Annotated in this window: 19 protein-coding genes; 11 read left to right on the top strand and 8 right to left on the bottom strand. The window is 56.4% G+C overall.

Annotated features, from left to right (window positions below; all coding sequences use genetic code 11):
• Positions 1-127 precede the first annotated feature (127 nt).
• Positions 128-1159: a cell wall hydrolase gene (locus ACK4S7_RS00185; RefSeq protein ID WP_409643239.1), complete on the bottom strand. Its 1032-nt coding sequence runs from the start codon at positions 1157-1159 to the stop codon at positions 128-130.
• Positions 1160-1435: 276 nt separating this feature from the next.
• On the opposite strand from ACK4S7_RS00185, the gene ACK4S7_RS00190 reads away from it, so the two are divergent.
• Genes ACK4S7_RS00190 through ACK4S7_RS00200 form a run of 3 tightly spaced genes read left to right on the top strand, consistent with a single transcriptional unit; the run spans position 1436 to position 3345 of the window.
• Positions 1436-1897: a tRNA (cytidine(34)-2'-O)-methyltransferase gene (locus ACK4S7_RS00190; protein ID WP_409643241.1), complete on the top strand. Its 462-nt coding sequence runs from the start codon at positions 1436-1438 to the stop codon at positions 1895-1897.
• Positions 1894-2751 carry an oxygen-dependent coproporphyrinogen oxidase gene (hemF, locus tag ACK4S7_RS00195; protein ID WP_409643243.1) on the top strand — a complete coding sequence of 286 codons (858 nt, stop codon included), beginning with the start codon at positions 1894-1896 and terminating at the stop codon, positions 2749-2751. Before ACK4S7_RS00190 ends, hemF begins: the two co-directional genes overlap by 4 nt.
• Positions 2752-2760: 9 nt before the next feature.
• Complete coding sequence (locus ACK4S7_RS00200; RefSeq protein ID WP_409643245.1) at positions 2761-3345, top strand: GNAT family N-acetyltransferase; 585 nt, start codon at positions 2761-2763, stop codon at positions 3343-3345.
• Here ACK4S7_RS00200 and ACK4S7_RS00205 read toward each other — a convergent pair.
• Positions 3335-4078: a hypothetical protein gene (locus tag ACK4S7_RS00205; RefSeq protein WP_409643247.1), complete on the bottom strand. Its 744-nt coding sequence runs from the start codon at positions 4076-4078 to the stop codon at positions 3335-3337. The genes ACK4S7_RS00200 and ACK4S7_RS00205 overlap by 11 nt on opposite strands.
• Before the next feature lie 79 nt (positions 4079-4157).
• Between ACK4S7_RS00205 and lipB the strand changes: the two genes are divergently transcribed.
• From lipB to ACK4S7_RS00220, 3 genes are read left to right on the top strand one after another with little or no spacing between them, the layout of a single operon-like run.
• Positions 4158-4835, top strand: a complete 678-nt coding sequence (gene lipB / locus ACK4S7_RS00210) for a lipoyl(octanoyl) transferase LipB (RefSeq protein WP_409643249.1) — start codon at positions 4158-4160, stop codon at positions 4833-4835.
• Between the two features lie 16 nt (positions 4836-4851).
• Positions 4852-5145: a hypothetical protein gene (locus tag ACK4S7_RS00215; RefSeq protein WP_409643251.1), complete on the top strand. Its 294-nt coding sequence runs from the start codon at positions 4852-4854 to the stop codon at positions 5143-5145.
• Positions 5142-6434: an NADH:flavin oxidoreductase/NADH oxidase family protein gene (locus ACK4S7_RS00220; protein WP_409643253.1), complete on the top strand. Its 1293-nt coding sequence runs from the start codon at positions 5142-5144 to the stop codon at positions 6432-6434. Before ACK4S7_RS00215 ends, ACK4S7_RS00220 begins: the two co-directional genes overlap by 4 nt.
• Here ACK4S7_RS00220 and fdxA read toward each other — a convergent pair.
• The 4 genes from fdxA to ACK4S7_RS00240 all read right to left on the bottom strand — a co-directional run bounded on the left by fdxA (position 6431) and on the right by ACK4S7_RS00240 (position 11168).
• Positions 6431-6769, bottom strand: a complete 339-nt coding sequence (fdxA, locus tag ACK4S7_RS00225; RefSeq protein ID WP_409643255.1) for a ferredoxin FdxA — start codon at positions 6767-6769, stop codon at positions 6431-6433. The genes ACK4S7_RS00220 and fdxA overlap by 4 nt on opposite strands.
• A gap of 106 nt (positions 6770-6875) precedes the next feature.
• Complete coding sequence (locus ACK4S7_RS00230) at positions 6876-7124, bottom strand: RNA-binding S4 domain-containing protein (RefSeq protein ID WP_409643257.1); 249 nt, start codon at positions 7122-7124, stop codon at positions 6876-6878.
• A 14-nt stretch (positions 7125-7138) separates the two neighbouring features.
• The gene (locus ACK4S7_RS00235) at positions 7139-9925 is read right to left on the bottom strand and encodes a helicase-related protein (RefSeq protein ID WP_409643259.1); all 2787 of its coding nucleotides are present in this window, start codon (positions 9923-9925) and stop codon (positions 7139-7141) included.
• 7 nt (positions 9926-9932) lie between these two features.
• Positions 9933-11168: an NAD(P)/FAD-dependent oxidoreductase gene (locus tag ACK4S7_RS00240; RefSeq protein WP_409643261.1), complete on the bottom strand. Its 1236-nt coding sequence runs from the start codon at positions 11166-11168 to the stop codon at positions 9933-9935.
• 108 nt (positions 11169-11276) lie between these two features.
• Between ACK4S7_RS00240 and ACK4S7_RS00245 the strand changes: the two genes are divergently transcribed.
• The 5 genes from ACK4S7_RS00245 to ACK4S7_RS00265 all read left to right on the top strand — a co-directional run bounded on the left by ACK4S7_RS00245 (position 11277) and on the right by ACK4S7_RS00265 (position 16148).
• On the top strand, positions 11277-12440 hold the full coding sequence (locus tag ACK4S7_RS00245; RefSeq protein WP_409643263.1) for an isovaleryl-CoA dehydrogenase: 1164 nt from the start codon (positions 11277-11279) through the stop codon (positions 12438-12440).
• Positions 12437-12748, top strand: coding sequence for a hypothetical protein (locus tag ACK4S7_RS00250; RefSeq protein ID WP_409643265.1), 312 nt, complete (start codon positions 12437-12439; stop codon positions 12746-12748). Before ACK4S7_RS00245 ends, ACK4S7_RS00250 begins: the two co-directional genes overlap by 4 nt.
• Positions 12745-13482 (top strand): gamma-glutamyl-gamma-aminobutyrate hydrolase family protein, encoded by a 738-nt coding sequence (locus ACK4S7_RS00255; protein ID WP_409643267.1) that lies wholly within the window; start codon positions 12745-12747, stop codon positions 13480-13482. The genes ACK4S7_RS00250 and ACK4S7_RS00255 overlap by 4 nt, the downstream gene beginning before the upstream one ends.
• A gap of 101 nt (positions 13483-13583) precedes the next feature.
• Complete coding sequence (locus ACK4S7_RS00260; RefSeq protein WP_409643269.1) at positions 13584-14975, top strand: aspartate aminotransferase family protein; 1392 nt, start codon at positions 13584-13586, stop codon at positions 14973-14975.
• Between the two features lie 375 nt (positions 14976-15350).
• A complete protein-coding gene (locus tag ACK4S7_RS00265; RefSeq protein WP_409643271.1) occupies positions 15351-16148 on the top strand; it encodes an FKBP-type peptidyl-prolyl cis-trans isomerase in 798 nt (265 codons plus the stop codon).
• Positions 16149-16163: 15 nt separating this feature from the next.
• On the opposite strand, the gene ACK4S7_RS00270 is transcribed toward ACK4S7_RS00265, so the two are convergent.
• A complete protein-coding gene (locus ACK4S7_RS00270) occupies positions 16164-17294 on the bottom strand; it encodes an ABC transporter ATP-binding protein (RefSeq protein WP_409643273.1) in 1131 nt (376 codons plus the stop codon).
• Between the two features lie 12 nt (positions 17295-17306).
• Positions 17307-18143 carry an ABC transporter permease gene (locus tag ACK4S7_RS00275; RefSeq protein ID WP_409643418.1) on the bottom strand — a complete coding sequence of 279 codons (837 nt, stop codon included), beginning with the start codon at positions 18141-18143 and terminating at the stop codon, positions 17307-17309.
• Between the last annotated feature and the right edge of the window lie 63 nt (positions 18144-18206).

The following is an 18206-nucleotide window of genomic DNA, read 5'->3' on the forward strand; positions in this document are numbered from 1 at the left end:
GTTCAGACGGCAGAGCTTTGCCGAACACAAGAGCATGATTTCCGATGGACCTATATCGCAACAGTAATTGTTGTAGAAACCATGACCTCGCGGTCTAAAAGCCATAACGACAGCCAAACCGATAAGTTTAGCCGTCTGGTTGAATTTTCCATGTTCCGCTGTTTCGATATTGCGGCTTGATATCTGAACTTTGTAATCCAGCCACACCAGCAGGCCGCTGGTCTCCCGTTATGGCCGCATCAGCGACCCCGTATTGAGCCTGCACTGTCACCAACCCTGCCGCAAATTCGGCGTCGTATTTCTTCTGCAGCGAGGCCGGATCGAGCCCGGTCGACGACAGCACCGACGCCAAACGCGGTTTTGGCCCGGGCATGGGTTCCCGGCCTGCATGATTGCTGACGAAAGCGGTGGGGTCCCCCGCCATGCCTTTCCAGCTGTAGAAACGGTGGCTGCCGATAGTTCCAATAACATGCAAGCTTGGTGCCCAAGCGGGATATACATAAGTCGCGTGATAATGTGTTGCCATGCCAATAGGTGCGTAGACATATCCCGCCAGCGCGTCCGCAGCGACATTTCGGGCACGAAACCACGACAGGCGCTCAGGCACGCGGGCCATTGATCCGTCGCAGCTATAACTGAACTGGCATCCGGTGCTTCGCTCCGACCCTTGATAGATAACGCCACAAACGCTGTTCGGATATGCTGGATGATGCATGCGGTTCAGGATCACTTGGGCAACGGCGCGCTGTCCAGCATCCGGTTCATTGGCCGCTTCATAATAAATGGCATCGGTAAGGCATTTCATCGCGCGGGCATGTTCGAGGCTACCCGACCGCAAAATGAAGGGTCGCGCTGCATTGTTGCCAAGTTCATTGCCATTCAACCCGCGCGCGCCTGTATCGGCTGGATCGAGATAGAAAAACGCTGACCCCGGAAAATTCTCCGCCGGATATTCGGCATCCCATTCAGAATGGACCGATTGCGATGATGCGCCACTGTTTGCGACCGGCGCAATCTGCGCAACCGAGGGCACCAAAGCGAGCAAGGTGAAGGCCAATAAAACTAAGACAATTTCTACCAAACCGATCAACCGGCGACGCGCGGGCGGAGCCTCGTCTGGCACGCGCTGAGCAATTCTAGAAATGGGTTCCTGAAACATATTGCGACAGACAAGCTCATTTGGATTCGTTTGCAGCTTTGCTTTAAGCGGAATTAATCGGTGCTGTGTGAACGATTTTCGGGCTGTATCAGCGCGGGACGCATCCTGAATAAGTCTTTAATATTATTATCTATTTTACATTATTATACATCAATATTGGCTGATAAAATCAATCTCGTTGTGGGTGAAGGTCGATAAATGATTGTTACGCTCGCTGTTGCCAGCGGTGCGCGATGCGCGCTAACCGCTTGAACTGATTAGGACGGGGGAGTTAGCATGCGCATTGCGCTTTATCAGCCGGATATGGCGGGAAATGTGGGTGCCGTATTGCGCACTTCCGCCTGTTTTGGTGTCATATGCGACATTATCGAACCCTGTGGCTTTGCCTTTTCCGAACGGGCTTTGAAGCGCGCAGGGATGGATTATATGGCGCACGTCAAAATTCAGCGGCACGCAGATTGGACCGCTTTTCTTGAGACGCTTGACGGTGCGCGGCTCGTCCTGATGTCAAGCAAGGCCTCGACGCCACTTCCCCAGTTTCGCTTTCAGCCTAATGACGTCATTCTGATGGGCTCCGAAAGTAGCGGCGCTCCTCCCGAAGTGCATGCAAGGGCAGACGCGCGGGTGTATATTCCGATGGCACCTGGATTTCGGTCCTTGAATATTTCGGTATCGGCTGGCATCGCTTTGGCAGAAGGTCTTAGACAGACCCATTCATTTCCGGGAGAAAATTTATGACCCTGATTCTTGATGAACGCCAACAGGCCGCGCGGACATGGTTCGAATCGCTCCGCGACAACATCTGCGCCGCGTTTGAGGCTATCGAGAGAGAAGCAGGGTCGGATGCGTCGTTTGAATATACGCCATGGGACCGGCATGACCATGACGGCTCCCCCGGCGGAGGCGGCGTGCGCGGCGTGATGAAAGGGAAGATTTTCGAAAAAGTGGGCGTGAATGTTTCTACCGTCGGCGGCAGCTTCAACCCCGAATTTGCCAAGACCATCCACGGCGCGGCCGAAGATCCCAATTTCTTCGCGACCGGAATCAGCCTTGTTGCGCATATGGCAAATCCGCATGTCCCCGCCGTTCACATGAACACGCGCTATCTGGTAACCACGAAAAGCTGGTTTGGCGGCGGCGCCGACCTTAATCCGCCAATTCCGTATGAAGAAGACACTGCCGATTTCCACGCGCGGTTGCGCGCGGCCTGCGCACCTTATGGCCCCGACGTGTACGAACGCTATCGCAAATGGGCCGAGGATTATTTCTGGATTCCGCACCGCAATGTTCATCGCGGCGTTGGCGGGATATTTTATGACCATCTGGAAAACACAAGCGATGCGTTGTTTGAACAGAATTTCGCGCTGACCCGCGACGTCGGCAATGCCTTTCTCGACATCTTCCCCAAGCTCGTTCGTAAGCGGATGAATCAGCCGTTCACTCCGGAAGAAAAGCAGGCGCAGTTGCGCTGGCGCGGGCTGTACGCCGAATTCAACCTGGTCTATGACCGTGGCACCACGTTCGGATTAAAGACTGGCGGCAATGTTGATGCCATTTTGATGAGCCTGCCGCCCGAAGTGGCCTGGGACTAATCACGACCAATGTTTAGCCCGATTTCCAATGGCGACCTTGGTGCGATTGTCACGTCACTGGAAATGACAAGCCGTCCGCCCTTGCGTGCCATGCCGCCCTCGGATCTGCGGTTGGAACGGTGGCTGGCGCCAACGGCCGACACATACCGCACTCTGTTTCGCCGCGTTGGCGAACCATGGCTTTGGTTCTCGCGGTTGGAATTGAGCGATCTGGATCTGCTGCAAACCATTCACGACCCGGCTGTGCGTATCTGGGCAGTTCTCGACAGGCGCGGAATTGAAGTTGGCATTCTTGAGCTGGATTTCAGGCAGTCCGGACAATGCGAGATCGCATTTTTTGGCCTCGTGCCAGAGCTTTGCGGCAGGGGGCACGGCAAATGGCTAATGGCGATGGCGCTGCAACTCGGCTGGGCCGAAGCTGGCGTTCAGCGCATGTGGGTGCATAGCTGCACACTCGATAGCCCTAACGCACTGGCCTTTTACCAGAGGTCCGGTTTTACTGCCTTTCAACGACAGCTTGAGACTTTCCCCGACCCGCGCCTGACCGGTCTTATCCCGCGCGGAGCAGCGCCGCATGTCCCGATTATTGCGTAACTGTTTGCGCCGAAAGCTGCCGGTTGACGGCAACGAGCATTAAGACAAAAGACACCGCCTCCACCGCTGCAAATAGTCCTTTTACCCCTGACTCGACAATTGGTACGCCGCCTTCACCGGCAATGGCCTGACAGACCGCAACGACCGCAGCATTGGCTATACCTGCCAAAATGCGCAGTGCTACAGCAACGAAAAGCATCAGGAACAGGATAGCCCAGCCGCATTCGGTGCTGATTTGCCAGGTCCGCTTTATCGATCCGCTTATACCCAGCCCGGCTTCGCGTGAGATGACAGCGGGTAAGATCGCAAAGCGTCCCGACACATAAAGCCCCGGTATGATGAACAACATAAATCCGGCCAAGGTGGCCCAGCCGACGATAAGGCTTGCCAACAGATAAGGAACAAAAATGGCTGCCGACAGAGCGAAAGCATCGCCCACCTTTGACAGCGGGCGGCCTGACATCAGAACATAGAGAGTGAGACTTCCGTAGATAGTCACCAGCATCGTTGGCAAAAGAACGCGCCAATTGCTTTCAAAATATCGGCTTATCTCCGTAATCACCTGATTGGTATCGTCGATGTTATCGATCAGAAGCGGAGGCACCAGAAACGCCGAGATCCATGCTGCCATAAAGATAAAGAAGCCCGCGATAGGGAAAATCGCCTCTTTATGGGCTGCCAATAACCCCCGCGCGTCCGACCACACGGCGCGATAATCAAGCTTCTTTGCCATAATGTCTCCCTGCATATCTGGCGCGTAGAGCCAGACATATGCGGTGGCAAGGTGCTTGCGCTATGCTAAGGGGCGCTTCATGGATTTGCGTGGGAATATTGACTGGGAAGTATCGGAAGGCCTTACGCCCTATCCAGACGCGGTGGCGCGTATGGAAACGTTGCAGGCATCGATCCGTGACACTGGCGGTCGTGAGCTTGTGTGGCTGCTCGAACATCCGCCTGTGTATACCAGTGGCACGAGCGCCGACCCTGCCGAACTGCTGAGCCAGCAATTTCCGGTATATGACACCGGACGCGGCGGGCGATACACCTACCATGGCCCCGGTCAGCGTGTTGGCTATGTGATGTTCGACCTTGCCCGCCGTGGCAAAGACGTCCGGTGTTACGTTCATGCGCTTGAAGGCTGGGTGATAGACGCGCTGGGGCAGTTCGGCATCGAAGCGCGCCGCGCCGAAGGGCGCATCGGCATCTGGTGCGACACACAGGATGGACAGGAGGCAAAGATTGGCGCGATCGGGGTGCGTATCCGGAAATGGGTCACCATGCATGGCTTCGCGGTGAATATTTCCCCTGATCTCAGCCATTTTGCCGGCATTGTACCATGCGGGATATCCGAATATCCGGTGACCAGCCTCGCTGCTTTGGGTGTAAAAGCCGGTCTTGCGGACTTCGACGCCGCTTTGTCCGACACTTTCCCGCATTTTCTCAACAGCCTTGCCAAAGCGGGCGGAAATTGTACGGTCGCGACGTCATAAACCAAGCGAGGATATTATGCGCTTTTCCCTCTTAGTGCCTGCATTTGCCCTGTTGCTGCTTGCGTCGGCGTGCGGCGATTCCAAAGAAGATAATCAAGTCACCGAAACGCGTATGGATAACCTCGACAGCCTTGAAGGCACCATCAGTGACGACATGATTAATACCGATGAGTCGACTGATGGGACGCCCGTCGAAGCCATTTCTCCCGATTCTGAGCCAGGAGCGACGGCTGATGCTGCTAAAGGATCCGCTTCGGAATCAAATGCTGCGGGCACAGCAAAAACCGAAGCGTCCAGCGCGTCCAAGTGAGGTTAAACAGCCCGCTGACATTGCCTTGCGGGGCAGTGCTTAACAATCGCATCGCAAAGGCCGCGATGACCGAAGGACTGGCAGATCCGCAAGGTCGTCCAACGCCGGAATTGCAACGTTTATATGGCATTTGGTCGGATGGTGGTGCTGGCCTTCAGATTTCCGGCAATATTCACATTGACGCCGACCATTTGGAGCGACCCGGCAACGTCTTTTTTGACGGGCAGCCTGATACCGAGATGATGACCGCGCTTCAGTTCTGGACAAAGGCAGCCACACGCAACGGCAATCATTTCTGGGCACAGATTAGCCATGCCGGTCGGCAAACGATGCGCGCGGTAAACCCGCATCCTAAAGCACCTTCTGCGGTGAAACTGGGCCTGCCGGGCGGACAGTTCGGAATGCCGATTGCCTTGACCGAGGACGAGATATTGAACCTCATTGGCCGCTTCGGTCAGGCGGCTCTACATTGCAAAAATGGCGGGTTTACAGGCGTCCAGATCCATGCCGCGCATGGCTATCTGATCTCGCAATTCTTAAGCCCCCGGTCGAACCAGCGCACGGATCGGTGGGGCGGAAGCCTGGTCAATCGCGCACGGTTCCTGATGTTTACCATCAACACGGTCCGCACATTAATCGGGCCGGACTTTCCCATTTCAGTCAAGCTGAACAGCGCGGATTTCCAGCGCGGTGGATTTGCCTTTGAAGACAGCCTTCAGGTCGCCCGCTGGTTACAGGATGCCGGGGTTGATCTCATCGAAATTTCGGGCGGCACTTATGAGCAGCCGAAATTACTGGGCATTGAGGGCATGGAATCCGAGGAAGCGCAAAATGTCGCTGATACCACCCTCGCGCGTGAAGCCTATTTTGTCGATTTTGCCCAAGCGATGAAGGCTGAACTCAAGATTCCATTGATGGTGACCGGCGGCTTCCGAAGCGCGTCGGCAATGGAGCAAGCGTTGCGCAACGGCGCTTCAGACGTCATCGGCTTGGCGCGGCCTTTATGTGTGATGCCTGAAGCGCCGAAGCGCCTGCTGGGCGGTACGGCAATGTTGCCGAAGGTCGAGAACCAGTTGAAGCTTCTGCCTGAGTGGCTTTCAGGCTTGCGCAAGATCAAAGCCATTCGCGGCATTGAAGGCTTTGCCACGCAATATTGGTTCTACAGCCAGATTTATGCACTTGGACGCACTGGTCGGACACAACCAAACACCACGGTATTTGCCGCGCTGCGTGAGGTGGAAAGCTATCAGAAAAACTGGTTAAAAGCGCGGCGCAGCGCGAAGGCTTAATCGCCCTCGCCTGGCTCAGGGCTGAAATATTTCTCGTACTTGCCTTCTTCGCCCTTATGCTCATCCGCATCAGCGGGCGGCTCACGGCTTGACGTGATGTTCGGCCACTCGGCGCTGTAGGTCGCATTCAATTCGAGCCATTGCTCAAGGCCATTTTCGGTATCTGGCAAAATCGCTTCCGCAGGACATTCAGGTTCACACACGCCGCAATCGATGCATTCATTAGGATTGATGACGAGCATATTGTCGCCTTCATAGAAGCAATCCACCGGACACACTTCAACGCAGTCCATATATTTGCAGCGGATGCAGGCATCGGTAACGACATAGGTCACTTGCGGAATTCTCCCAAAGGTGGCGGCGAATTAGCCGCTTCACTTCAACTGCCTATTGCGAGGCGCAGGGGGAAGTCAACGGCGGAATGCAACTGGCCGGCAAATTTTAGTCAATAATCTGATAGCAAAGTTGCGCTTCGCACGCTGGACCCCGCCGAAATGGCATAGACAATAGCTTTAGCGTGATCACTACCTCGCCAATTGGCATCGTGATGACATCTCCAACGGCAATGAACAGACTACCTTTTTCGACGCGGCGGCCATTGACGCGGATATGCCCTGCCTCTGCCCAGCTTTGGGCAAGAGTCCGGCTTTTGGCGAAGCGCAGAAAGAAGAGAAGCCTGTCGATCCGCAAAGTCGCCCAGCCGCCTAGAACTTAAGGCCCTTAAGCGCAGCCAGTTGCAACGCCAGAGACGATGGTTGCGCATTTTGTTGTGCGGCGACGGGCGCACGTTCGGGCTTTGCTTTTGGCTTTCCGGCAGCATGCGTCTTTTGTTGATGTGGCTTGGCACGTTGCTGACGCTGTTCGGGTGGACGCGGCTTGGGCAAGCCGACCCATCGCCAATGCGTCAAAGTGATCGCTTGTGGCTCTGCTGCGGGTGTAGCGACGGGTTCCGCGGAGGTTGCCTCTTGTTCGACAGCGGCCTCTGCTTGGGCAGCCTCTGGTTCAGGCGCTGGCACCGCCTCGCTTGCAAGTGGCTCCGATGCGTCGGCCACGGCATCAGAAACCGGGTCTGGCTCAGCCGCCGGTTCGGGCGGCTTGTCCGCTGGACGGAAGCCTGCATCGCGCATCAATGCCTTCAGGCCGGCTTCGCTGATTCCCAAAGACGTTGCAAAGGCCATGTCCATGCCGAACAAATTGGTCTGCCCGCGCGCTTCATGCGCCTTTTTGATAACGCGTTCGGCAAGGTCAATGCGGACATATTCATCGCCAATTCGCCGATAGCCGGCATTGCGTGCCTCCGACGCGTTGGCAAAGTTCCACGCCTTCAAATGTACAGCGCTTTCAGGGGGAAGTTCAGGCATCGCCCGGCTGTCGCGCGCGGCAAACAACGCTGCGCGCCACTTGGCAGCCGCAGGTTTTAATGCAGCGTGATGATAGATATCGAGCGCGCCAAAGACGATTCCGCCCTTGCGCGCCGCCCCGCGCGCTTCCTTGGGCAATGCGGCAACCGCATCGGCGAGGTAATGTCGTCCGGCAATACCGCCCTCGTCCGCCAGCCGGACGGCGAGTGCACGTACATTCCCGTCCACATCAGCTTGCTGGGCCAGTTCCAATAACCCGACGATCCCGCCCATTGCCTTGGCCAATTGCGCCTCAATCCATCCTTCAGCGCGGGTGGTGATTTCACGCAGGGCGTCTCCTTCAAGTCCGGCAACAGCCCTTACAGGCGCAAATGCAGGTTGAAGAAGCGTCCGGCCCTTGGTCAATGCCCCAAGAAGTTCGCCCTTCCAGAAAATTGCGGGCTTGCCCTCTCCATCGGCTGCAAGCGAGAATTCGCTGTCCTCTGCCATACTTACGTCCTTTGCCTTTTGTCTCAAATGTGCCGCCAGATGTCGTTCGGCAGCAGCCAACAACAGCTTACGGTCTCCCGCTTTGGCCGCCGGGTCAACCCGAAACGCAAAGCCCTGTAAAGTACCAATGTCTTCACCATCGACAAGAACACGATTGTCAGCCTGAATATCTACCGGCAACAGGCCAACATCTGTCGCGCTTTTGCGCAGCAGCATGGAAGTGCGTTTGTCAACAAATCGCTGACGCAGCGCATCATGCAATGCGTCGGATAGTTTTTCCTCCAGTGCCCGTGCGCGTTCCGCCATGGCAGGTGGATGGGCGAGCCAGTCGTTTCGATGGGCAATATAGGTCCACGTCCGAACCGCCGCGATTCGCGCCGACAGGGTGTCGACGTCCCCCTGAACATTATCGAGGCGCGCCAGTTCGCTGGCATAGACACCCTGCGGAATGACGCGTTCATTCTGCCCAAGATATTGCCATAGCGACGCGACAAACCGGCTGTGATGTTCCTCACCCATTTGGCGGAAATCGGGCAGGCAAGCGACTTCCCACAGACGTGCGACGTCGACAGGATGGCGTATTAAAGCTTTCACGTCGGGCATGTCGGCCAAGCGCTTGAGGACAAGAAGGTCGATGACCTTTGGCGCAGGAAGAAGGCCTGCTCGATCTGGCCTTTTCTCCAGATCCGCAATCAAGGTGGCGATGTCATTGAAGCGCGGCTTTGCCTCACGCCAATACAGCCAGTCGAGCCGCGGAAAGCTGTGTCCTTCAATTGCCAGCACTTCTTCAGGCGTAAATTCACTGCCCTCGCCAGCCAAGGTCCCAAAACTGCCGTCACGCTGATGTCGGCCGGCACGACCGGCAATTTGCGCCATTTCCGCGACGGTCAACCGGCGGCGGCGTGACCCGTCGAATTTGGACAAGCTGACAAAAGCGACATGCGCCACGTCGAGATTCAGCCCCATGCCGATAGCGTCCGTGGCGACGAGATAATCGACTTCACCCGATTGAAACATCGCGACCTGCGCGTTGCGGGTGCGCGGCGACAAGGCCCCCATGACAACTGCCGCACCCCCGCGCATCCGGCGCAAAGTTTCGGCCACGGCGTAAACCTGTTCGATCGAAAAGGCGACAATCGCCGAACGCTTGGGCAAGCGGGACAGTTTCTTCGCGCCTGCATAGCTCAACGTAGAAAATCGAGGCCGCGAAATGATTTCAGCATCTGGTAGCAGCGAGCGGATGATCGGGCGAAGGCTTTCGGAACCCAGAATCATCGTTTCTTCGCGCCCGCGCGCGTGCAATATCCGGTCAGTGAAAATGTGCCCGCGCTCAGGATCGGCACCCAATTGCGCTTCGTCGATTGCGACGAAGGCAAACTCCTTTTGAATGGGCATGCTTTCGACGGTGCAGCAATACCAGCGCGCTTGCGGCGGTTCGATCCGCTCTTCGCCGGTAATCAACGCAACATTTTGCACGCCCTTGATCGCCACAACGCGATCGTAGATTTCCCGCGCGAGCAAACGCAGCGGAAAGCCGATCATCCCGCTGGAATGGGCACACATCCGCTCCACGGCAAGATGGGTCTTACCAGTGTTGGTGGGGCCTAAAATGGCCGTGAGGGCTGAACGGACTGGGGGCAAATCGCTATTAGTTGGCCGTAAGAGTTGCGGCGAGTTCCTTCAATGTAACTTCGGTATCAGCCAATTGTTCAGCCGTGGGCGAAAGGCCCTCGGTCACAAACAAGCGGCCCTGGACATAATCCTTGGTCGCGTTGACGCAGTCGAGCGCGATGACCTTACCCGCCTTTAGGTAAATCAACGAGAAGCTGCGCGTATGGGGATCACCGCGCAACACTGTATCGTCAAAACCGGCGCTAATGCCCACTGTCTGTAAACGCAGGTCATATTGGTTGGACCAGAACCATGGCACGGCATGATAAGCAGTCCGTTCGCCGGTGAGGCTCTTTGCCACAGCATTGGCCATATCATTCGCGTTTTGAACGGATTCAACACGCATGATGTTACCGCCAGCAAAATCATTTGCATGTGCCGCGCAATCGCCAATGGCAAAAATGTCCGGCAGGGACGTCCGGCAATATCCATCTACATCCACACCTGCTCCACCAGCGGCGCCAGCGTTTATCAATGGCGCAACGGCAGGAACGATACCAATGCCGACAATGACCATCTGCGCCGGGACTACGTCCCCATCGGCTAGACGCACGCCTGTTACATACTCCTCGCCCTCGATGGATGCGATTTCGACGCCCAATCGCACGTCGACGCCGTGCGCGCGATGCTCTGCCTCGTAAAAACGCGAAAGTCGTTCGCCCGCAACCCGCGCCAGCACGCGGTCCATCGCCTCCAGCACAGTCACCTTCTTGCCCATCTTGCGCAGGACAGCCGCTGCCTCTAGCCCGATATATCCGCCGCCCACAATGACGACATCGGCGACATCATCCAGACCTTCCACCATGCGATCAACGTCGGCACGGGTGCGCACCACATGCATTCCGCGCAGATTGCTGCCTTCCACCGGCAATTGGCGCGGACTTCCGCCTGTGGCCCAAATCATGTTGCCGTAGGAGATTACGGATCCGTCCGAAGTGGTAACTGTATGACCTTTGGCATCGACAGTCTCGACCCGCTGCCCGAGCATCATGTCGATGGCACGTTCCGCCCAGAAAGCCGCTGGCCTTATCATAATGCGTTCAAATGCCTTGTCTCCTGCAAAATAGTCTTTCGACAATGGCGGGCGCTCATAGGGATATTCACGCTCAGCGCTAATAATAGCAATGCTGCCTTCAAACTTGGCCTGCCGCAGCGCAATTGCTGCCTGCGCGCCGCCATGACCGCCGCCGACTATAAGAATATCATAATGCATATGGAAAGATTCGTTCTTGAGGGACCATGAGTGAAGCGGTAAGCAAAAGGTCACCGACTGGCTAGTCCCATGCTTGCAGCCCCATTAAATAACTGGCAGAGCAAAGCCATGACAAGCATGACATTAGACTTCGCTCTTGGTGAAAACGCCGACATGATCCGCGATACGACCAAGCGTTTCGCAACCGACAAAATCGCGCCGCTCGCCACCAAAATTGACGCGGAGGACTGGTTTCCCCGCGAAGAGCTCTGGCCTGCAATGGGTGAGCTTGGCCTGCATGGCCTAACCGTGGATGAAGCCGATGGCGGCCTTGGCCTTGGCTATCTGGAGCATGTCGTTGCTGTCGAAGAAGTCAGCCGCGCTTCTGCCTCCATTGGCCTATCCTACGGCGCGCACTCCAACCTGTGCGTCAACCAGATCGCCCGCTGGGCGACGCCTGATCAAAAGGCGAAATATCTGCCCAAACTCATTTCGGGCGAGCATGTTGGCAGCCTTGCCATGTCTGAAGCGGGTGCTGGTTCCGACGTTGTCTCAATGAAGCTAAAGGCCGAAGCGGTTCAAGGCGGCTACATCCTGAATGGCACCAAATTCTGGATTACCAACGCGCCTTATGCCGACACTTTGGTCGTATATGCGAAGACTGCGCCCGAAGCTGCGTCGCGTGGCATATCGGCCTTTTTGATCGAAAAGGGCATGGAGGGTTTCTCCATCGGCCAGAAGATCGACAAGGTCGGCATGCGCGGCTCACCCACGGCCGAGCTGGTATTCAACGACTGCTTTGTGTCCGAAGAACAGATGATGGGCCCATTGCATGGCGGCGTAGGCGTATTGATGTCTGGGCTCGACTATGAACGCGTTGTACTTGCGGGGCTTCAGCTTGGCGTGATGCAGGCCTGCCTCGATGTCGTCCTGCCCTATGTTCGCGAACGCAAACAGTTCGGCAAGCCTATCGGCAGTTTTCAGCTCATGCAGGCAAAGGTCGCGGACATGTATGTCGCGCTGAATTCGGCGCGCAGCTATGTCTATAATGTCGCGCGCGCTTGTGACGCCGGCCAGACCACACGTTTCGACGCGGCAGGCGCCATTCTGCTCGCCAGCGAAAGCGCGGTGAAGGTTGCAGGCGAAGCAATCCAGGCATTGGGCGGCGCTGGCTATACCAAGGACTGGCCGGTTGAGCGTTATTGGCGTGATGCCAAGTTGCTCGACATTGGTGCGGGAACAAATGAAATCCGCCGGATGTTGATTGGCCGGGAGTTGATCGGAGCAGCGTGAACGGACCAGTTGAATGGATTGCGGCAATAGGAACGATCTTGGCCGCAGCCATGGTCGCTGCCGATTTTAGCCGCCGTGTCACAGGCTTTGGCTTTGTCCTGTTCTCCATTGTCGCTTGCCTTTGGGTCTATTCAGGGCTGACCGCACCTGACGGAATGCCATTGGCCATCCAGAACGGCGTATTGTTGTTCATCAACCTGTTTGGGGTTTGGCAATTTCTGATTAGCCGCAAAAAGAAGCGAGAAATTGACAAAGCCGCTGAAATTGCTGAACAAGCCAAGGAAGAGGTAGCGCAGGAGCAAACATGATGAGCCGTCCGGTATTGGGTGTGATTGCCTGCAATCGCATTATCGGCAGCGAAGTCGCTCAAGCGGTGATGAACCGATATATACGGGCGGCCATGATCTATGCCGATGTTGCAGCACTCATCATTCCCTCGCTTCCCGACCTGATGACCGCCGCTGAGGTCGCCCCACGCATCGACGGCATATTGCTCACTGGCAGCCCGTCCAACGTCGCCACGCGGCTCTATGGCGAAGACGGCGGCGACGGTCCCTTCGATGACGGCCGCGACGAAATTGCGATGTCGATGGTCGACCGCATGATTGACGCGCAAAAACCAGTGTTCGGCATTTGCCGTGGCTTTCAGGAGATCAACGTCGCCTTGGGCGGAACACTGCGCCGCGACACCAGCGCAAGCGACGACCTCCTCCGTCACCATGCGCCGGACGACGCCAGCTTCGACGACATGTTCGACCACCGCCACGCTGTTGAACTCACTGATGGAGGCATGTTGGGTGGCGCTTATGCCAAGAGCGCGCTGAACGTGAATTCCGTTCATTATCAAGGCATTGGAAAATTAGCCGATGGTTTGAATGTCGAAGCCCGCGCGCCTGATGGATTGATTGAGGCCTATAGCGCGCGGCCCAACGGAGCGCCCCTGCTGGCGGTGCAGTGGCATCCCGAATGGGGCACAGAAAATGATGTGGATTCTCAAACCTATTTCCAACTTTTGGGAAAGGCGTTAAGAGGCGATCTGTGAACACTACAGTGACCCGCTTTAATCGCTATCAAGCGCGGATCGGCTTTTCGCCCTGAACCTTTGCGCACGACGCAAAGCCATTACATTTCAGGGAGAATAACATGCCACGCAATTACGACATCGCCGAACTTCGCCGTTTGGACATCGCCCACCATTTGCCAGCGCAAGCCGACTGGCAGGAAATCGAGGATCTGGGCGGAAGCCGTATTATTACCCACGCCGAAGGCTGCTACATCCATGATGGCGATGGCAACCGCATATTGGACGGGATGGCTGGCCTGTGGTGCGTCAACGTCGGCTATGGCCGCGACGAATTGGCGGAGGTTGCGCGGGAGCAAATGCTTGAGCTGCCATATTATAACAGCTTCTTTAAAACGGCGAACGCGCCAGCCATTATGCTTGCCGACAAGATTGCGAGCCTGACCAACAATCGCCTGCCGCATGTGTTTTTCAACAGCTCAGGCTCGGAAGCCAATGACACCATATTGCGCATGGTACGACATTATTGGCAGGTGAAGGGCGAGCACAACCGCACCGTGATCATCAGCCGCCATAATGCCTATCATGGCTCAACGGTTGCAGGCGTCAGCATGGGCGGGATGAAGGCCATGCATGGCCAGGGCTTTCCTGCGCCTGGCATATTGCCAATGGCTGGCATCGAGCATGTGCGCCAGCCTTATTGGTACAATGAAGGCCGCGACATGACGCCGGAGGATTTCGGCACGGCGTGCGCCAAGGCGATTGAAGACAAGATATTGGAAGTCGGCCCCGAAAACGTCGCCGCCTTCATTGGCGAGCCCGTGCAAGGCGCTGGCGGAGTCATCATCCCACCTGCAAATTACTGGCCTCAGGTTGAAGCGATCTGCCGCAAATACGGCATTCTTCTGGTCTGCGACGAAGTGATCTGCGGCTTTGGGCGCACCGGTAATATGTGGGGGCATGAGACCATGGGCATTCAACCCGACATCATCGCCATGGCGAAGGGACTGTCGTCCGGCTATCTGCCCATCTCCGCCGTTGCCGTCAGCGCGGATATCATAAAGGTTATGAAGACCGGCGGCGATTTCGTTCATGGCTACACTTATTCGGGCCACCCTGTCGCTTCCGCCGTGGCGTTGCGCAATATCGAGATCATGGAACGCGAAGGCCTGGTCGACAAAGTCCGCAATGAAACCGGGCCATATCTGGCCAAGGCACTTGCACCCTTGCGCGACCACCCGCTGGTGGGGGAAGCCCGCTCCATCGGTTTGCTTGGCGCAGTCGAAATTGTTGCAGACAAGGCGACCGGTGCCCGCTTTGGCGGCGCCGAAGGGACGGCCGGGCCCATGGTGCGCGACATCTGCATCCGCAATGGCCTGATGGTCCGCGGCATTCGCGACAGTATCGTCATGTGCCCGCCGCTGATCATCACGCCAGCGCAGATTGATGAGCTTGTCGGCATTATCCACAAGTCGCTCGATGAAGCCGAACCAAAGCTTCGGGCGATCGGATAAGCGCGAGTAGAGGCAGGATGGACCCTGACACAAGTTCAGGGTGACGGGGTCGGTGCGGGTAACGCGGGTGGTGGACGTGCTCTTTTTGTCAGGGCACGTGGTGGCTGACTGACCCTCCATGTCATGCTGAACGCGTTTCCGCATCTCAATAGTTGGATCCAGCTTGCAATGTAGGATTTCGTTTGAGAGAATCGCCGCGTCGGCCAGATGTCGGCCATGTTCTTTCTCAGTGTTAGAAGAGCGTTTGATTAATGCGACGCTGGCGGCCACCAGATCGTTTTTGGTGAGACCTTAATGTGACTTTGTAAAATCGGTAATCCCTCAAAGCCCTAAAACCCAACTGGACAAATGGCGGCCAATCATTATCGAAGGCGCATGATATCTTCGTTCAAGCGCGCGGCTGTTGCCGCCCTCACCCCCGCCCTTTTCGTGCAAGCTGCACCCGCACAGGCAGCAGCACCCGTCGCAGCAAAGCCGAAGGCGCCAGTGCTTTCGTGCACGACGACGACGCCTGAGGGACTGTCCTACACTATCGTAAAGCCCGGCAAAGGGGAGCGGCCAAGTGCAGATTCCAAGGTTACCGTCAACTATAAGGGTATGCTGACGGCCAACGGTACCGAATTTGACTCAGGGCAAGCCGCCCAATTCCCCGTTGGCGGCGTCATTCCAGGTTTTGCCCAAGGCCTGCAACTGATGCAACCGGGTGGCAGCTACCGCCTCTGCATCCCTGCAGCTCTAGGCTATGGCGCGGCGGGAAGCGGGCCAATTCCAGCCAACGCTGATCTGGTGTTTGAGGTTGATCTGTTGTCCTTCACCAACCCGCCGCCAAAACCCGTCATTCCCGCTGCCGAACGTACTTGTTCGCAATCCACCGCGTCAGGAGTTGGCTTCGACATCATAAAAGCCGCCGCGGGCAAAAAACCGGTCGATGGCGACATGGCTCTGGTTGATTTTACCGTGTTCGACGCAACATCAGGCATCGTGCAGCAGAAAAGCGAATGGGAGAAGATTCCGCTGAGCCAGGCTTCGCCCGTTTTTAACGAAAGCCTGAAGATGATGCCAATCGGCTCAACCTATCGCTTTTGCATGCCAAAGGCTGCTGATTCAGCCCCGCAAAGCAACATTATCGTCACGCTGATAGACCTTCGGCCAGCGCCGAGCGCGGACAATTAAAAGCGGCGATTTCGCCTAGCTTAACAACACAACCGGGCTGTCCGCTCGCCAGTGCATGCTGACCTTGTCATCCCAGGTGAAGTCTTCCTGGTCATGGCGGGAGAGGTTGGGGCGGCTCACGCGGATGATTTGGCCGCCTTCAAGTTGAATGTCATATAATGTGATGTCGCCAAGATAGCTCATGCCCTTAATCGTGCCGCGCGCGAAGTTATGGCCGTCTGGCGCGTCTTGTGCAGCGGCGCGGATGGCTTTGCCTTCGCCCGGAACATGCAGGTAAATTTTTTCAGGACGAAGCGCGACCCACACATTTGCGCCATGGGGTCCGGTGACACCGTGGTTGAGGTAAATCTTGCCAAGACCGGGGCATTCGACAGCAGCCTTGTCAGGTTCGTCGAGCGTCAGCCTCCCTTCAAATATATTCACTGAGCCAACGAAATCCGCGACAAAGCGGTTGGCGGGATATTCGTAGAGGTCCGAGGGCGGCGCGAGCTGCGCCACTTCGCCCTTGTTGATGACTGCAACGCGGCTTGCCATTGACAGGGCCTCGTCCTGGTCATGGGTGACAGTGACAAATGTTATGGCGACCTTGTCCTGAAGGTCCGAAAGCTCAAATTGCATCTGCGCACGCAGTTTCGCGTCGAGCGCGGAGAGTGGCTCATCAAGCAGCAATACCTTGGGCCGCATTACAAGGCTGCGCGCGAGCGCAACGCGCTGACGCTGCCCACCGGACATCTGGTCGGGCATCCGGTCCTCAAACCCGCCAAGCTTCACAAGCTCAAGCGCCTCGGCAACGCGGTCGCGGGTCTCTGACTTCGACACACCTGCAATGCGCAAACCATAGCCGACATTGTCAGTCACATTCATATGCGGGAACACGGCGTAGCTTTGGAAGACCATATTCACTGGCCGCTTGTTTGGCGGAACAAGGCTCATGTCCTGACCATCGATCAGAATCTGCCCCTCGGTTGGCATCTCAAAGCCAGCGATCATGCGCAATAAAGTCGTCTTGCCGCAGCCTGATGGCCCAAGCAGGACGAAGAATTCGCCAGCGCGAATATCCAGACTGATATTGTCGACCGCGGTCACCTTGCCGAAGCGTTTGGATACATTCCGGATTTGGATGATAGGCTGATTGGTTTCGCTCATGATAGGAACATTTCAATGGGTTTCCGCGATGCTCTTCACACCTTGATATTTCAGGGCAATGAAGGTCAGTGCGACGGTAAGGATGATCAGGATGGTCGATGCGGCGTTGACCTCCGGCGTGACCGAGAAGCGCACCATGGAATAAACCTTCACCGGGAAAGTGATCGTATCGGGACCGCTGGTGAAAAAGGTGATGACGAAATCGTCGAGACTTAGCGTGAAGGCAAGAAGCGCGCCTGCGATCAAGGCCGGCCTGATATGCGGCAGAAGGACGTCGCGAAATGCCTGCCACTCGGTTGCGCCAAGGTCCTTTGCGGCCTCTTCCTCCTCCCGGTTGAAACTCGCCAGCCGCGCACGGACAACCATGGCAACAAAGGGGAAGCAAAAGGTGATATGGGCGATGGTGATGGCTGACAGGTTTAGCGGCCATGGCTGGTCCGTTGGCCAGTCAACCTTCGCAAAGAAGATCAGAAACGCGACGCCCAGGCAGATTTCGGGTACAATGATCGGCAAAGACATTGTGCCTTCGACCAGTCCCTTGAAAGGAAAACGAAAGCGCCACAGCAAGACTGCAGCCAGTGCACCAATGACCAGACTGACGATTGTCGCCAGAAATGCGATGGTGAGCGAATTGACCATCGCCTCGACCAGACTGTCGTTGTTCAGCGCTTTCTCGTAGTATTTAAGAGTGAAGCCCTTCCATTCGATGTTGCGCCTGCTGTCGTTGAAGCTGAAGATCATCAGCACAATTAGTGGCGCATATAGGAACAGCATGGTCAGCCCGACCCAACTGCGCATCCACAATTTGCGGGTATATTCGAGCGGGGCAATGGCGGTGCGGTTAAACATCAACGCACCTCCTTCACTTTGTTCGAACGCATGGACTGCAATGCAATCAAGATGAACATCGCG

The organism is Sphingorhabdus sp., from assembly GCF_046292425.1.
Lineage (GTDB): Bacteria > Pseudomonadota > Alphaproteobacteria > Sphingomonadales > Sphingomonadaceae > Sphingorhabdus_B.

What these genes read in the sequence shown, in the direction of transcription:
- ACK4S7_RS00185 (WP_409643239.1), bottom strand. Translation starts at nt 1,159, where the DNA reads ATGTTTCAGGAACCCATTTCTAGAATTGCTCAGCGCGTGCCAGACGAG.
- ACK4S7_RS00190 (WP_409643241.1), top strand. Translation starts at nt 1,436, where the DNA reads ATGCGCATTGCGCTTTATCAGCCGGATATGGCGGGAAATGTGGGTGCC.
- hemF (WP_409643243.1), top strand. Translation starts at nt 1,894, where the DNA reads ATGACCCTGATTCTTGATGAACGCCAACAGGCCGCGCGGACATGGTTC.
- ACK4S7_RS00200 (WP_409643245.1), top strand. Translation starts at nt 2,761, where the DNA reads ATGTTTAGCCCGATTTCCAATGGCGACCTTGGTGCGATTGTCACGTCA.
- ACK4S7_RS00205 (WP_409643247.1), bottom strand. Translation starts at nt 4,078, where the DNA reads ATGGCAAAGAAGCTTGATTATCGCGCCGTGTGGTCGGACGCGCGGGGG.
- lipB (WP_409643249.1), top strand. Translation starts at nt 4,158, where the DNA reads ATGGATTTGCGTGGGAATATTGACTGGGAAGTATCGGAAGGCCTTACG.
- ACK4S7_RS00215 (WP_409643251.1), top strand. Translation starts at nt 4,852, where the DNA reads ATGCGCTTTTCCCTCTTAGTGCCTGCATTTGCCCTGTTGCTGCTTGCG.
- ACK4S7_RS00240 (WP_409643261.1), bottom strand. Translation starts at nt 11,168, where the DNA reads ATGCATTATGATATTCTTATAGTCGGCGGCGGTCATGGCGGCGCGCAG.
- ACK4S7_RS00245 (WP_409643263.1), top strand. Translation starts at nt 11,277, where the DNA reads ATGACAAGCATGACATTAGACTTCGCTCTTGGTGAAAACGCCGACATG.
- ACK4S7_RS00255 (WP_409643267.1), top strand. Translation starts at nt 12,745, where the DNA reads ATGATGAGCCGTCCGGTATTGGGTGTGATTGCCTGCAATCGCATTATC.
- ACK4S7_RS00260 (WP_409643269.1), top strand. Translation starts at nt 13,584, where the DNA reads ATGCCACGCAATTACGACATCGCCGAACTTCGCCGTTTGGACATCGCC.
- ACK4S7_RS00265 (WP_409643271.1), top strand. Translation starts at nt 15,351, where the DNA reads ATGATATCTTCGTTCAAGCGCGCGGCTGTTGCCGCCCTCACCCCCGCC.
- ACK4S7_RS00270 (WP_409643273.1), bottom strand. Translation starts at nt 17,294, where the DNA reads ATGAGCGAAACCAATCAGCCTATCATCCAAATCCGGAATGTATCCAAA.
- ACK4S7_RS00275 (WP_409643418.1), bottom strand. Translation starts at nt 18,143, where the DNA reads ATGTTTAACCGCACCGCCATTGCCCCGCTCGAATATACCCGCAAATTG.